Source organism: Pseudomonas sp. WS 5079 (genome assembly GCF_012985465.1).
In the GTDB taxonomy this organism is placed as follows: Bacteria; Pseudomonadota; Gammaproteobacteria; order Pseudomonadales; family Pseudomonadaceae; genus Aquipseudomonas.
This window is the reverse complement of the sequence record NZ_JAAQWN010000004.1, coordinates 391896-406491: the sequence shown is the minus strand read 5'-3', so window position 1 is coordinate 406491 and position 14596 is coordinate 391896. Positions and strand designations below refer to the sequence as shown.

General features: G+C 61.3%; 12 protein-coding genes. 9 read left to right on the top strand and 3 right to left on the bottom strand.

Annotated elements, in window-relative coordinates:
• Nucleotide 1 precedes the first annotated feature (1 nt).
• The 3 genes from HBO05_RS13450 to phhA form a co-directional block, all read right to left on the bottom strand.
• A complete protein-coding gene (locus HBO05_RS13450) occupies nt 2–1201 on the bottom strand; it encodes an amino acid aminotransferase (protein WP_169955907.1) in 1200 nt (399 codons plus the stop codon).
• The gene (locus HBO05_RS13445; protein ID WP_017134918.1) at nt 1198–1554 is read right to left on the bottom strand and encodes a 4a-hydroxytetrahydrobiopterin dehydratase; all 357 of its coding nucleotides are present in this window, start codon (nt 1552–1554) and stop codon (nt 1198–1200) included. Before HBO05_RS13445 ends, HBO05_RS13450 begins: the two co-directional genes overlap by 4 nt.
• Before the next feature lie 105 nt (nt 1555–1659).
• Nucleotides 1660–2451: a phenylalanine 4-monooxygenase gene (phhA, locus tag HBO05_RS13440; protein ID WP_099168095.1), complete on the bottom strand. Its 792-nt coding sequence runs from the start codon at nt 2449–2451 to the stop codon at nt 1660–1662.
• A gap of 277 nt (nt 2452–2728) precedes the next feature.
• Between phhA and HBO05_RS13435 the strand changes: the two genes are divergently transcribed.
• From HBO05_RS13435 to HBO05_RS13395, 9 genes are all read left to right on the top strand, one after another.
• Nucleotides 2729–4291 (top strand): sigma-54-dependent transcriptional regulator, encoded by a 1563-nt coding sequence (locus HBO05_RS13435; protein WP_170042610.1) that lies wholly within the window; start codon nt 2729–2731, stop codon nt 4289–4291.
• A gap of 343 nt (nt 4292–4634) precedes the next feature.
• Complete coding sequence (locus HBO05_RS13430) at nt 4635–5375, top strand: flagellar basal body rod protein FlgF (protein ID WP_057438904.1); 741 nt, start codon at nt 4635–4637, stop codon at nt 5373–5375.
• 67 nt (nt 5376–5442) lie between these two features.
• Nucleotides 5443–6228 (top strand): flagellar basal-body rod protein FlgG, encoded by a 786-nt coding sequence (gene flgG / locus HBO05_RS13425; RefSeq protein ID WP_057958870.1) that lies wholly within the window; start codon nt 5443–5445, stop codon nt 6226–6228.
• Between the two features lie 52 nt (nt 6229–6280).
• Entirely contained in the window at nt 6281–6976 is a 696-nt protein-coding gene (flgH, locus tag HBO05_RS13420; protein ID WP_032859002.1) for a flagellar basal body L-ring protein FlgH, read from the top strand.
• A gap of 27 nt (nt 6977–7003) precedes the next feature.
• Nucleotides 7004–8092 (top strand): flagellar basal body P-ring protein FlgI, encoded by a 1089-nt coding sequence (locus HBO05_RS13415; protein ID WP_169955967.1) that lies wholly within the window; start codon nt 7004–7006, stop codon nt 8090–8092.
• A gap of 4 nt (nt 8093–8096) precedes the next feature.
• On the top strand, nt 8097–9359 hold the full coding sequence (gene flgJ / locus HBO05_RS13410; protein WP_172312863.1) for a flagellar assembly peptidoglycan hydrolase FlgJ: 1263 nt from the start codon (nt 8097–8099) through the stop codon (nt 9357–9359).
• 10 nt (nt 9360–9369) lie between these two features.
• Nucleotides 9370–11394, top strand: a complete 2025-nt coding sequence (flgK, locus tag HBO05_RS13405; RefSeq protein WP_169955912.1) for a flagellar hook-associated protein FlgK — start codon at nt 9370–9372, stop codon at nt 11392–11394.
• 14 nt (nt 11395–11408) lie between these two features.
• A complete protein-coding gene (locus HBO05_RS13400) occupies nt 11409–13028 on the top strand; it encodes a flagellar hook-associated protein 3 (RefSeq protein ID WP_172312861.1) in 1620 nt (539 codons plus the stop codon).
• A gap of 268 nt (nt 13029–13296) precedes the next feature.
• On the top strand, nt 13297–14226 hold the full coding sequence (locus HBO05_RS13395) for a ketoacyl-ACP synthase III (RefSeq protein ID WP_170042614.1): 930 nt from the start codon (nt 13297–13299) through the stop codon (nt 14224–14226).
• Nucleotides 14227–14596 lie beyond the last annotated feature (370 nt).

Here is a 14596-nt window from a genome sequence, read left to right as displayed (position 1 = left end):
GTCAGTTGCGGCACACGTCTGCAATGGCTTCGGCCAACAGCCCCAGCCGCGTCTCATCAATCCCCGCCACGTTGGCGCGCCCGGAACTGACCATGTACACGCTGTGTTTTTCCCGCAGCTGTTTCACCTGCTCGGCACTCAGGCCGGTGTAGGAAAACATCCCGCGCTGCACGCCGACATGGGCAAAGCGCTCAGACAACCCGTGGGGCGCCAGCGCTTCGACCAGGCCCGAACGCAATTGCGCGATACGCGAGCGCATGCCTTCGACTTCGCTGCTCCACAGCTGCTTGAGCGCACTGTCACCGAGGATAGTCGCGACCACGGCGGCCCCGTGATCCGGTGGTGTCGACCACAGGTTGCGCGCGATAAACGCCAGTTGGCTGCGCACATCCAACAGTTTCTCGGCATCGTTGGCACACACGATCAGCGCGCCGACGCGGTCGCTGTACAAGCCGAAATTCTTCGAGCAGGAGCTGGTGATCAGCACCTCAGGCAGTTCATCGGCAAACAGGCGTACCGCCCATGCGTCCTGCTCCAGGCCATCGCCAAAGCCCTGGTAGGCGAAGTCGATCAGCGGCAGCAACTGGCGCTCGCGCACGATCTGCAGCACCTGGCGCCAGTCGTCCTGGGACAGGTCGAAACCGGTGGGGTTGTGGCAGCAGGCGTGCAGCAGCACCACGTCGCCCTCGGGCACGGTGGCCAGGGTGGCGAGCATGGCCGGCACGTCCAGGCGGTTATCACTGCCCACATAGGGGTAGTGGCTGACCTTGAGCCCGGCCTTGGCGAAGATGGTATCGTGGATCGGCCACGTCGGGTTGCTCAACCACACGCCACGGCCTGGCAGGCTGTGGGCGATGAAGTCGGCGCTCAGGCGCAGGGCGCCGGTGCCACCCGGGGTTTGCGTGGCGCCGGCGCGTTGTGCCTTGAGCAGCGCGGAACCTGCGCCCAGCACTAATTCGCTGATCAGGCGGCCGAAAGCCGGGTCGCCATGCCCGCCGATGTACGTCTTGGTGGTTTGCTGCTCGACCAGGCGCTGCTCGGCGCGTTTTACCGCCTGCAGGATCGGAGTCAGGCCCTGGGCATCCTTATACACGCCCACGCCCAGGTCGAATTTTTGCGGGTTGGCGTCCTTGGCATAGGACTCCATCAGCCCCAGGATCGGATCACCAGGCACCCGGCCAATCGCGGCGAAATGCATCACTTGCGGCCCTCGGCGTCCTTGGCCACTTCGTCGGTGCGTGCGGCCATGATGAAGTCATTGCGGTGCAAGCCCTTGATCGAGTGGCTCCACCAGGTCACGGTGACTTTGCCCCATTCGGTCAGCAGGCCTGGGTGATGGCCTTCAGCCTCGGAGATTTCGCCCATGGCGTTGGTAAAGGCCAGGGCGAATTTGAAGTTCTTGAACAGGAATACTTTTTCCAGCTGCATCACGCCGTCGCGCACTTCGATGTTCCAGTCGGGGATCTGCTTGATCAGCACCGGCAGTTCTTCGTCGCTGACTTGCGGGGCGTCGGCGCGGCAGGCTTCGCAATGGGCTTGGTTCAAGGTGGTCATAAAGGTGTTCCTGAAATCGAGTATGTGGAATTCGGTTGCCAGTCGCGTCACCCTAAAGCAACGCGCGGCCAGGGAACAGGCTCACCTGGCCTTTAAAGCATCAGTTCAAGCCGCCTTGGGCTTGGGTGGGAACAGCGGCGCGTGCAGACCCAGCTGCATGCCGCGCTCGACCATGCCCATGATGTCTTCCTGCGCCACTTCGAACAGGCGCTTGAGGTTGGGCAGGGCGAAATACAGCGGCTGCAGGATGTCGATGCGATAGGGCGTGCGCATGGCTTCCAGGGGGTCGAAGGCTTGGTGCTTGGGCTCATCCGAGAGGCAGTACACCGTCTCCTTGGGCGACGACAGGATGCCGCCACCATAGATGCGCCGGCCTTCGGGGGTGTCCACCAGGCCGAACTCGATGGTCATCCAGTACAGGCGCGCCAGGTACACCCGTTGCTCCTTGGTGGCCGCCAGGCCGAGCTTGCCGTAGGTGTGGGTGAATTCGGCGAACCAGGGGTTGGTCAGCAGCGGGCAGTGTCCGAAAATCTCGTGGAAAATATCGGGCTCTTGCAGGTAATCCAGCTCTTCGCGGGTACGAATAAAGGTCGCCACCGGAAACTGCTTGTTGGCGAGCAATTCAAAGAAGGTCTGGAAGGGGATCAGCGCCGGGACCCGCGCCACTTGCCAGCCAGTGGTTTCGGCCAGCACTTTGTTGATTTCGGCGAGTTGCGGAATACGGTCATGGGGCAGGCCGAGCTTGTCGATGCCGTCCAGGTATTCCTGGCAGGCGCGACCCTCGATCACTTTCAATTGGCGAGTGATCAGGGTGTTCCACACCGCGTGTTCTTCGGGCGGGTAGTGGATAAAACCTTGCGCATCGGGCTCGCGGGCCACGTAGTGCGTCTGCTTCATACGGCTCTCCTGCTAGGCATTCGTTCTTGTTATGTCCTGCTATGGGCTTATTGATACTCCGCCTGGCGGTGGATTCCACCTGCTGTTAAGGGAAGGCTGTAGGAAAATTCTACGTTTTTCGTAAAGTATTCGTTACGATTTTGCCGTTGCGCACGCCGCATTGCGTTTTGCTAGTTTGAAAAGCACGTTGGCTGTCACATAATCTTGACGACTATCTGCGTCCGGCGACAAAAAGACGCAGCCCGATCAGCCCTCCTACAACAAACCGGGCCTTTACATGCGTATCAAAGTGCATTGCCAGAACCGCATTGGCATCCTGCGGGACATCCTCAACCTGCTGGTGGAGTACGGGGTCAACGTGGCCAAGGGCGAGGTCGGCGGCGAACATGGCAATGCCATCTACCTGTACTGCCCGAACCTGGTGAACATGCAGTTCCAGGCCCTGCGCCCGCAGTTCGAGGCGATTGCCGGAGTGTTTGGCGTCAAGCGGGTAGGGCTGATGCCCAGCGAGCGCCGGCACATGGAACTCAACGCCTTGCTGGGGGCGTTGGAATTCCCGGTGCTGTCCATCGACATGGGCGGCTCGATTGTCGCGGCCAACCGCGCGGCGGCGCAGCTGCTCGGGGTGCGCGTGGATGAGGTGCCGGGCATTCCCTTGTCGCGCTACGCCGAGGACTTCGACCTGCCGGAGCTGGTGCGTGCGAGCAAGTCGCGGATCAATGGCCTGCGGGTCAAGGTCAAGGGCGACGTGTTTCTTGCCGACATCGCCCCGCTGCAATCGTCCGAGCATGACGACAGCGAAGCCATGGCCGGCGCCGTGCTGACCTTGCACCGCGCCGATCGCGTCGGCGAGCGTATCTACAATGTGCGCAAGCAGGAGCTGCGGGGCTTTGACAGTATTTTCCAGAGCTCCAAAGTCATGGCCGCGGTGGTGCGTGAAGCCCGGCGCATGGCGCCCCTCGATGCGCCCCTATTAATAGAAGGCGAAACCGGTACCGGCAAGGAACTGCTGGCGCGCGCCTGTCACCTGGCCAGCCCGCGCGGGCAGTCGCCGTTGATGGCGCTCAATTGCGCGGGGTTGCCGGAGTCGATGGCCGAGACCGAGCTGTTCGGCTACGGCCCCGGTGCGTTTGAAGGGGCGCGGGCGGAGGGCAAGCTGGGGCTGCTGGAGTTGACGGCGGGCGGTACGTTGTTTCTGGATGGCGTGGGCGAAATGAGCGCGCGGTTGCAGGTGAAGTTACTGCGCTTTCTGCAGGACGGTTGCTTCCGGCGCGTAGGCAGTGACGAAGAGGTTTATCTGGATGTGCGGGTGATCTGCGCGACCCAGGTGGATTTGTCGGAATTGTGTGCCCGAGGGGAGTTTCGCCAGGACCTGTATCACCGGCTCAATGTGTTGTCGCTGCATATCCCGCCGCTGCGCGAATGCCTCGACGGGCTGCCGCCGCTGGTCGAGCACTTTATCGACCAGGCCAGCCGCCTGATCGGCTGCCCGCTGCCCAGGTTGGCGCCGGCGGCCATGGAGCGGCTCAGCCACTACCATTGGCCGGGCAATGTGCGGCAGTTGGAAAACGTGCTGTTCCAGGCGGTGTCGTTGTGCGAGGGCGGCACGATCAAGGCTGAGCATATTCGCTTGCCGGACTACGGCGTGCGTCAGCCGCTTGGCGACTTTTCCCTGGAGGGTGGCCTGGAAGAGATTGTCGGGCGGTTTGAAAAGGCGGTGTTGGAAAGCCTGTATGCAGAGCACCCCAGCAGTCGCTTGCTGGGTAAGCGCCTGGGCGTGTCCCACACCACCATCGCCAACAAATTGCGCGATTACGCAGTGCTCAAGGCCGACAAATAAACCCCTGACACAACGGGATTAAAATGTGGGAGCGGCGGTGCGACGATTCGACTTGCTCGCGAAGGCGGTGGATCAGTCAATACAGGTACCGACTGATCCACCGCCTTCGCGAGCAAGCCCGCTCCCACATTGGACCTGTGTCACTGCCAAGACCGGTGTTTGCCGCAACCGGCAGAACTCCGCCGTTTTTCCGACTCGTCCTGCCCCTGCAATAATCCTTGATACGCCCCAACCCCTTGCCCCACCTGCCTTTCCCTGACTTTTAAAAAGTTGGTGCGCAAATTGCTAAAGACTCCTCAGTACATCGGTGGGCGGCAAACGTCCGTCAGTAAGAGGAATGAGCGTGGACAAGTACCTTTATGTGGCAATGACCGGCGCCAGCCAGAATGCACTGGCGCAAAAGGCCCATGCCAACAACCTGGCGAACATTTCCACCAACGGTTTTCAGCGTGACCTGGAACAGGCCCGCTCGATGCCGGTGTTTGGTGACAGCTTTCCGGCGCGGGCGTTTGCCCTGACCGAGCGCCCCGGCACCGATTTTTCCCCTGGCTCGATGGTCGAGACCGGCCGTGACCTGGACGTTGCCGTCGGCGGTGACGGCTGGATCGCCGTGCAAACCCCCGATGGTGGCGAAGCCTACGTGCGTACCGCCAGCATGAATATCGACGCACTGGGCGTGCTGCGGGCCGGCAACGGTATGCCGATCATGGGCAATGGCGGGCCGATTTCGGTGCCGCCCGAGCAGAAGGTCGAAGTCGGCGAAGACGGCACCATCAGCATCCGCGCCATGGGCGAAGGCCCGCGGGTGATGGCTGAAGTGGACCGCATCAAGCTGGTCAAGCCGGACCTGGCCAACATGACCAAGGGCCTGGATGGCGCGATCCACACCAAGGACGGCCAGCCGGCGGTGGCCGATGCCAGCGTCAAGGTGAACTCGGGCTTCCTGCAGTCGAGCAACGTCAATGCCGTCGAAGAAATGACGGCGGTGCTGGCCCTGTCCAAGCAGTTCGAATTGCACGTGAAAATGATGAACAGCGCCAAAGAAGACGACCAGGCCATGACTCGCGTCATGCAGATGAGCTGATTGCAGCGCCACTGACTACTAATTTTGTAACGCGGCGCCAACAAACAGGCGCACGAAGGAGAACAGCATGCTTCCGGCTCTATGGGTTGCCAAAACCGGTCTGTCCGCCCAGGACACCAACCTGACCGTTATTTCCAACAACCTGGCGAACGTTTCGACCACGGGCTTTAAACGTGATCGCGCCGAGTTCCAGGACCTGCTCTATCAAATCAAGCGCCAGCCGGGTGCACAGTCGACCCAGGACAGCGAATTGCCTTCGGGCCTGCAAGTGGGTACCGGTGTGTCCATCGTCGGCACCCAGAAGAACTTCACCGCCGGCAACCTGCAACAGACCGGGCAGCCGCTGGACATGGCGATCAATGGCCGTGGCTTCTTCCAGATCCTGCAACCGGATGGCACTACGTCCTACACCCGTGACGGTACTTTCCACCTGGACTCTAACGGCCAGGTCGTGACCGCCAACGGTTTTGCCCTGGAGCCGGCTATTGTCGTGCCCAACGATGCCCAGACCTTCACGGTCGGCGCCGACGGCACCGTGTCCGTCACCATTGCCGGCAACCCGGCGTCGCAAGTGATCGGCAACCTGCAGACCGCCGACTTCATCAACCCGGCCGGCCTGCAAGCCACCGGTAACAACCTGTTCCTGGAAACCGCCGCCAGCGGCGCGCCGCAAGTCGGCACCCCGGGCCTCAACGGGTTTGGCACCACCCTGCAAAGCACCCTGGAAACCTCCAACGTCAGCACCGTGGAAGAGATGGTCAACATGATCACCACCCAGCGTGCCTACGAGATGAACTCCAAGGTGATCTCCACCGCCGACCAGATGCTTTCGTTCGTTACGCAGAATCTGTAATCCAGTCTATGGGGCGCTCATAAGGCGCCTGCAACACCGTGAGGGAAGGGTCATGAGTCGCTTTGTTTCTGTTCTGGCATTGAGTGGGATTGCCGTGCTCGCGGGCTGTGTCGCCCCGACGCCAAAACCCAATGACCCGTACTACGCGCCGGTGTTGCCGCGCACGCCGCTGCCAGCTGCCGCCAACAATGGCTCGATCTACCAGGCCGGTTTCGAACAGAACCTGTACAGCGACCGCAAGGCGTTCCGTGTGGGCGACATCATCACCATCACCCTGAACGAGCGCACCACGGCGAGCAAGAACGCCAACTCCCAGGTGGCCAAGAACAGCAAGACCGGCATCGGCCTGACCTCGCTGTTTGGCGGTGGCTTGAACACCAACAACCCCCTGGGCAGCGGTGACTTGAGCCTGGACGTGGGCTACAGCGGCGACCGTGCCACTAACGGCAGCAGCAAGGCCGGGCAGGGCAACAGCCTGGTGGGCTCGATCACGGTGACCGTGGCCGATGTGCTGCCCAACGGCATCATTGCCGTGCGCGGCGAGAAGTGGATGACCCTCAACACCGGTGACGAACTGGTGCGCATCGCCGGCATGGTGCGCGCGGACGATATCGCCACCGACAACACCGTGCCGTCCACACGGATTGCCGATGCGCGCATTACCTATTCGGGTACGGGTTCGTTTGCCGACGCCAGTCAGCCGGGTTGGTTCGACCGTTTCTTCCTTAGCCCGCTGTTCCCTTTCTAGGTGATCACTTTGAATCTCAAACAGCTGATGGCAGCGGTGTTGTTGCTCTCCCTGAGCGTTGCTGCCCAGGCCGAACGCCTGAAGGACATCGCCAGTATTTCCGGGGTGCGCACCAACCAGTTGATCGGCTATGGCCTGGTGGTGGGGCTCAATGGCACGGGTGACCAGACCACCCAGACCCCGTTCACCCTGCAGACCTTCAACAACATGCTCTCGCAGTTCGGGATCAAGGTGCCGCCAGGGTCGGGCAACGTGCAGTTGAAAAACGTCGCGGCGGTGTCGATCAGTGCCGATCTGCCGGCGTTCTCCAAGCCGGGGCAGGTGGTGGACATCACCGTATCGTCCATCGGTAACTCCAAAAGCCTGCGCGGCGGCACCTTGCTGATGACGCCGCTCAAAGGTATCGACGGCAACGTCTATGCCATCGCCCAGGGCAACCTGGTGGTGGGCGGGTTTGATGCCGAGGGTCGCGACGGCTCGAAGATCACCGTCAACGTGCCATCGGCCGGGCGGATTCCTGGCGGTGCCACGGTGGAGCGCACCGTGCCCAGTGGTTTCAACCAGGGCAACAGCCTGACCCTGAACCTCAACCGTTCAGACTTCACCACCGCCAAGCGCGTGGTGGACAAGATCAACGACATGCTCGGCCCTGGCGTGGCCCAGGCCATCGACGGCGGCTCGATCCGCGTGACCGCGCCGCTGGACCCAAGCCAGCGTGTGGACTACCTGTCGATCCTGGAAAACCTTGAGGTCGATCCGGGCCAGGCGGTGGCCAAGGTCATCATCAACTCGCGCACCGGTACCATCGTGATCGGCCAGAACGTCAAGGTGTCGCCGGCGGCCGTAACCCACGGCAGCCTGACCGTGACCATCACCGAAGACCCGATTGTCAGCCAGCCTGGGCCGCTGTCCGGTGGCCAGACTGCTGTGGTCCCGCGTTCGCGGGTCAATGCCCAGCAAGAAGCCAAGCCGATGTTCAAGTTCGGCCCCGGTACCACCCTGGATGAAATCGTACGTGCGGTGAACCAGGTGGGCGCGGCGCCCGGCGACTTGATGGCGATCCTCGAAGCCCTGAAACAGGCCGGCGCCTTGCAAGCCGACCTGATCGTGATTTGAGGTCATGGCCATGGACATGCGCAAGAGCGGTATCGCCAGCACGGCAGACTCGGGGTCTTACTCCGACCTGAACCGGCTTAACCAGCTCAAGTTCGGCGACAAGAACAGCGACGGCAACATGCGCAAAGTGGCGCAGGAATTTGAGTCGCTGTTTCTCAACGAGATGCTCAAATCCATGCGCTCGGCCACCGACGCCCTGGGCAAGGACAACCCGTTGAATACGCCGGCGGCCAAGCAGTATCAGGAAATGTACGACCAGCAACTGGCGGTCTCGCTGTCTCGCGAGGGTGGCGGTATCGGCCTGGCGGACGTTTTGCTGCGCCAGATGCAAAAGAACAAGCCGGTGGAAGGGCAGGCCTCGACGTTGCAGGGCCCGGACGCGATCGAGAAGAAAGTCGACGTACCCACGCCGATTGCCGCCGGCACCCTGGCGGATGGCCCGCTGGGCCGTTCCAATGGCCAGCGCGCGCTGTGGGCGGCGCGGGTCGAGGTCGCGCCACGGGCCGATGAAGGCACCCTGCGCAATGACATGGCGCTGATGAATCAGCGGCGCATCGCCTTGCCGAGCAAGCTCACCGATCGCCTGCTGGCCGGTATCGTGCCAGGTGTCGAGGCGCCGGCTGCTGCCAAGGCGGCGCCGCTGCGCAACAGCGCCGCCGAAGATGGCGTGATCAACGGTGCCGTGCGCACCTTTGCCGCCCGCGATTCGCGCATGCAGATCTACGGCCGCGCCGTGGCCCAGCCACCGCTGGCCCCGGCGAAAAAAGCCTTCACTTCCCAAGACGAATTTGTCGCCACCATGCTGCCCATGGCCAAGCAGGCGGCCGAGCGCATTGGCATCGACCCACGCTACCTGGTGGCCCAGGCCGCCCTGGAAACCGGTTGGGGCAAATCGGTGATGCGCCAGCAAGACGGCAGCAGCAGCCACAACCTGTTTGGCATCAAGGCCGGGCAGAGCTGGCAGGGCGCCCAGGCGCGCGCGATCACCAGCGAGTTTCGCAATGGCGAGATGGTCAAGGAAACGGCGCAGTTCCGTTCCTACGACTCGTACCAGGACAGCTTTCACGACCTCGTGACCCTGTTGCAAAGCAATGATAGATATCAAGAAGTTCTGAAGTCGGCCGATAACCCGGAACAGTTTGTACGCGAGTTGCAAAAAGCCGGTTATGCAACGGATCCGGACTACGCCAGCAAGATTTCGCAGATCGCCAAAACCATGAACAGCTACCAAAACTACGCTGCCGCTGGCGCATCCACTCATTTATAAGGTTTGAACCATGGGTTTGCTCAATATCGGGATGTCAGGACTCAATGCGGCTCAGGGATCGCTTGCGACCTTGAGTAACAACATTGCCAACGCCAAGACCCCTGGATACTCGCGTCAGCAGACCATGCAGACGGCCAATGGCATGTCCGGGGTCGGCGGGGTCTTTGTCGGCACTGGCACGACGCTGTCGGATGTGCGCCGGGTATATAACCAGTTCCTCGACACCCAGTTGCAGACCACCACATCGCTGAACTTCGACGCCAAGGCCTACCTGGACCAGATCGGTTCGGTGGATAAGCTGCTGTCCGACAAGTCCACCGGGGTCGGTGCGGCCTTGAACAGTTTCTTCGCCGCGTTGCAGACGTCCTCGGCAAACCCTAGCGACAACTCCGCGCGCCAGTTGGTCTTGACCATTGCCCAGACCCTGGGCAACCGCTTCAACTCGATTGCGACCGAACTGAATAAACAGAAAGAAGGCATCAACAGCCAACTGGAAACCATCACCGGCCAGGTCAACCAGTTGACCTCCTCGATTGCCGCCCTCAACCAGCAGATTTCCCAGGCCAAGGGCCAGGGCAACGGCGAGCCGGCGAACCTGCTGGATGCGCGCAACGAAGCGGTGCGCTCGCTCAACGAACTGGTGGGGGTCAAGGTCACTGAGGCGGACGGCCACTTCAATGTCTCCCTGGGCACCGGGCAAACCCTGGTCGCGGACGGCGTGTCGAACAAGCTGTCGGCGGTGCCGAGCAAGGATGACAAGAGTCAGTACTCGGTGGTGTTGACCACCGGTGGGCAACCGATGGACGTCAGTTCGGTGGTCAGCGGTGGCTCCATTGGCGGCTTGCTGCGGTATCGCCAGGACGTGCTGATGCCGGCCATCAACGACCTGGGGCGTACCGCCATGGTTGTCGGTGAAGCGGTCAATACCCAGTTGGGGCAGGGCCTGGACGCCAACGGGCAGTTCGGCGCCGCGCTGTTCAATGACATCAACAGTGTGTTTGCCATCGGCCAGCGCAGTGTGGGCGGCTCCAGCAACAGTGCGAACTCCGGCAACCTGAACGTCACGATCAAAGACACCAGCAAACTGAGCACCTTTGACTACAAGGTGACCTTCAGTGACGACAAGAATTACACCGTGCTGCGTTCGGACGGTAAGTCCATGGGCACCTTCGACATCACCCAGGCGCCACCGGAAATCGACGGCTTCACCCTGGCCCTCGATGGCAAGGGCCCGGTGGCTGCTGGCGATACGTTCAAGGTCAGCCCGACCGCCGGTGGCGCCATGGACCTCAAGGTGGTGATGACCGACCCCAACAAGCTGGCGTTTTCTGCGCCGCTGCTGGCCGAGGGCAACAAGAACAACAGCGGCACTGGCGTGTTTGATCCGCCGACCCTGACGCTGCCCCTGGATATCCATGGCGGTGCCGACACGGCGCAGTTGGAAGCGGCAATCAAGAGCTCGATGCCGGTCAAGATGACCTTTGGCGAGCGTGCCGCCGATGGCACCCAGAGCTATGTGATCAATAATGCCCAGGGCCAGCCCATTGGCACCGGTACCATCGTGCCCGGTCAGGACAACAAGCTGACGATCAATGTGCCCTACGTCGACGGCGCCGGTAATGCGAAGACGTTCGGGGTCAACACAGTGATCCGTGGCGAACCCAAGCCGGATGATAGCTACACCGTGTCGTTCAACAGCAGCGGCAAGCTCGACAACCGCAACGCCCTGCAATTGCTCGACCTGCAAACCCGCAAGACCGTGGGCGCCACCGATGGCAACGCCGGCGTGAGCATGAGCACCGCGTACAGCCAGTTGGTCTCGTCCGTGGGCGGCAAGGCCAGCCAGGCCAACGTCGACAACAGCGCGACCAGCGCCATGCTTGCGGCCGCCACCTCTAATCGCAGCTCCGTGTCCCAGGTCAACCTGGACGAGGAGGCCGGCGACATGATCCGTTTCCAGCAGTACTACACCGCGTCGTCGCAGATCATTAAAGCTGCGCAAGAAACCTTCAGCACGCTGATCAACAGTCTTTAAGGGAGTTTGAGACGATGCGAATCTCGACCGAACAGTATTTCAATACCACGACTGCGCGTTACACCAACAACTTCTCCAACGTCATCAAGACGCAGCAGCAGATCGACTCCGGCGTGCGTATCCAAACTGCGGCGGATGATCCGGTGGGCGCGGCGCGTTTGCTGCTGCTGCAACAGCAGCAGGACATGTTGGGGCAGTATGCCGGCAATATCGGCAGCATGAAGAACTCGCTCAACAGCGAGGAAAGCGTGCTTGACGCTCTCGACACTGCGCTGCAGCGTGCCAGTGAACTGTCGCTGAAAGTGGCGGGTAAGGGCGGTGGCGGTATCAGCGATGCCGAGCGCAAGACCGTGGCCGCCGAAATCGGTGAAATCGAGAAGCAGGTGCTGAGCCTGCTCAACAGCAAGGACTCGTCCGGTCATTACCTGTTTGCCGGCGGCAAGAGCGATACGCCGCCCTACGCCCGTAACAGCGACGGCACCTACAGCTACCAGGGTGACGAAACGCCCCTGAGCCTGAAGGTCTCGGACACTTTGTCGATGGTGGTCAACGACACCGGCAAGTCGATCCTCGAAGGCACGGTGAATGCTGGTCGCACCCAGGCCATCGGTAGTGTCAACGATGGCAAGGTGCTGGTCTCGGGCGGCATCGTGACCTCGCCGTCGACCTACGACAGCAGCTTCACTGGCGGCCAGCCGTACAAGCTGACCTTTATCAGCAGCACCGAGTACACCGTGTCGGATGCGGCGGGTAACGACATCACGTCGCAAACCCCGGGCAACGGCAAGTTCGATGCGACCAAGGAAGGCAGTGCGTCGGTCACCGTGCGCGGCGTGACGTTTGATATCGGCCAGAACCTGGGCGACGCCAAGCCCGGCGCCGAAGCGGACGCGATCTACAAGGACCGCGAATTCACCCTGCAAAGCAAGCCGGACAGCTTCAGTGTCTCGCGCACGCCGAGCAACCAGTCCTCGGCGCAGTTGGCGGGTGGCACGGTCACCAGTCAGGCGGATTACAGCAGCACGTTCCCGAACAAGGGTGCGGTGATCAAATTCACCTCGGCCACTGCTTACGAGGTGTATGCCCAGCCGATCACCGCTGACAGCAAGCCGGTCTCCAACGGCACTGTGGTACCTGGCACGCCAGCCCAGCCGGGGCCACCGCCGGTGCCCGCGACACCAGACAGCATCACCGCTGCAGGCGTTAAGTTCGACCTCACCGGTGCGCCAGACATCGGTGACCAGTTCGCCGTGGGTTCCAATACCCACAAGACGCAAAATGCCCTGGATACCCTCAGCCAGTTGCGCCAGGCCCTGGAAACCCCGTCCGACGGCAACCCGCTGGCCCAGGCCATGGTGACCGATGTGGTCAACGCGGCCATTACCAATATCAAGGCCTCCATGGCCCAGGTGGATAGTGTGCGCGGCTCCATTGGCGCGCGGATGAACTCGCTGTCGATCCAGGAAACCGAGAACACCAGCATGGTGCTGGCCAACAAGTCGACCACCTCCGCCATTGCGGATACCGATGTGGCTACCGCCTCGATTGACCTGGCGTTCCAGAAGGCAATGCTGGAGGCCTCGCAGCTGGCGTTTGTGAAAATCTCCCAGTTGAGCCTGTTCAGCCGGATGTAATCGGCCTGGCAAGACCCGACGGCCCACCGTGGAAACAGGGTGGGCCGTTGTCGTTTTTGGCGCAGGCTTTTGAACAAAGCGCACAAAAATGAGTGACCTATGAGTCATAAAGCGCATCTTCACTGTATCGTGTGAAAAGGCCAGACCGCTTTGCAGGCTTTGGCTTCGGTAGTTTCGGCGGGTTTTTGCGGGGTTATCCCCTTTATTGTCAGCGCTCCTGAAGGGTTTTCAGGGGTGTTCTCCAGCTATTTTGTATTGGGAAGCCACAATGATTGGCATAAAAAGCATCGCCAGCTACGTGCCGGCAGAAGGGCTGGACAACTACGCCCAGGGTGCAAAATTCGCCAAGGATGAAGAGTTCATCATTGGCAAGATCGGCTCGGCGTTCCTGCCGCGCAAGGATGCTGCACAGGAAACCTCGGATTTGTGCGTCGAGGCAGTCAATGCCTTGTTTGCCAACAACCCCGGGCTCAAGCGTGAGTCGATTGACGCGCTGATCGTCGTGACCCAGAACGGCGACGAAGAAGGGCTGCCGCACACCGCCGCCATCGTCCAGGACAAGCTGGGCCTGCCAACCCACGTCGCGGCCTTCGATATCTCCCTGGGCTGCTCCGGCTACGTCTACGGCATCTACGCGATGAAAGGCTTCATGGAAGCCGCCGGCCTGAAAAACGGCCTGCTGGTGACCGCCGACCCGTACTCGAAGATCGTCGACCCGGAAGATCGCAACACCACCATGCTGTTTGGCGACGCCGCCACCGCTACCTGGATGGGCGAAGACGCTCCCTGGCAGCTGGGCAAGGCCAAGTTCGGCACCGACGGCTCCGGCGCACCGCACTTGAAGGTCAGCGATGGGGTGTTCTTCATGAATGGCCGCCAGGTCTTCAACTTCGCATTGCTCAAAGTGCCGGCGCATTTGCATGAGCTGCTCAAAGAGTCGGACCTTGTGGCCGATGACATCGACGCGTTCTGCATCCACCAGGGCAGCGCGGCGATTGTCGACGCCGTGGCCCGCCGCTTTGAAGATGCGCCAGTGGAGAAGTTCATCAAGGACATGGTCGAGACCGGCAACACCGTGTCGTCGAGCATTCCGCTGCTGCTGGAAAAGCACGTGATGGACGCCGAGTGGAAGCGCGTGGCCCTGAGTGGGTTTGGCGTTGGCCTGTCGTGGGGTTCGGCGATTATCTATCGGCCGTGATGCTCTAATAGACTGCACAAAAAACGCCCATGATCGAAAGATCATGGGCGTTTTTTTATGCCTCTCCTCTGTAGGAGCGAGCTTGCTCGCGAAGAACCTGAGGGCGCCGCGTGCATTCTGAATGCCCGCGTCATCGTTAACGTCCTTCGCGAGCAAGCTCGCTCCTACAAGGGGGGGCGGTCTTGAAGGCGAAGTTTTGGCGCCAGTAACCCGTGATTGCTGGCGTTTCACGCCTCTATAAGGCCTTGAAATACAAGGGGTGGCACAGGGCTAGCAAAAAAAATCAAAAAAATCCTCAAGCAACCTGCATTCACGACGATAACTATTACGAAGGTTCTCTAGGCCACACCCGGCGGTTGCCAGGGCCGGA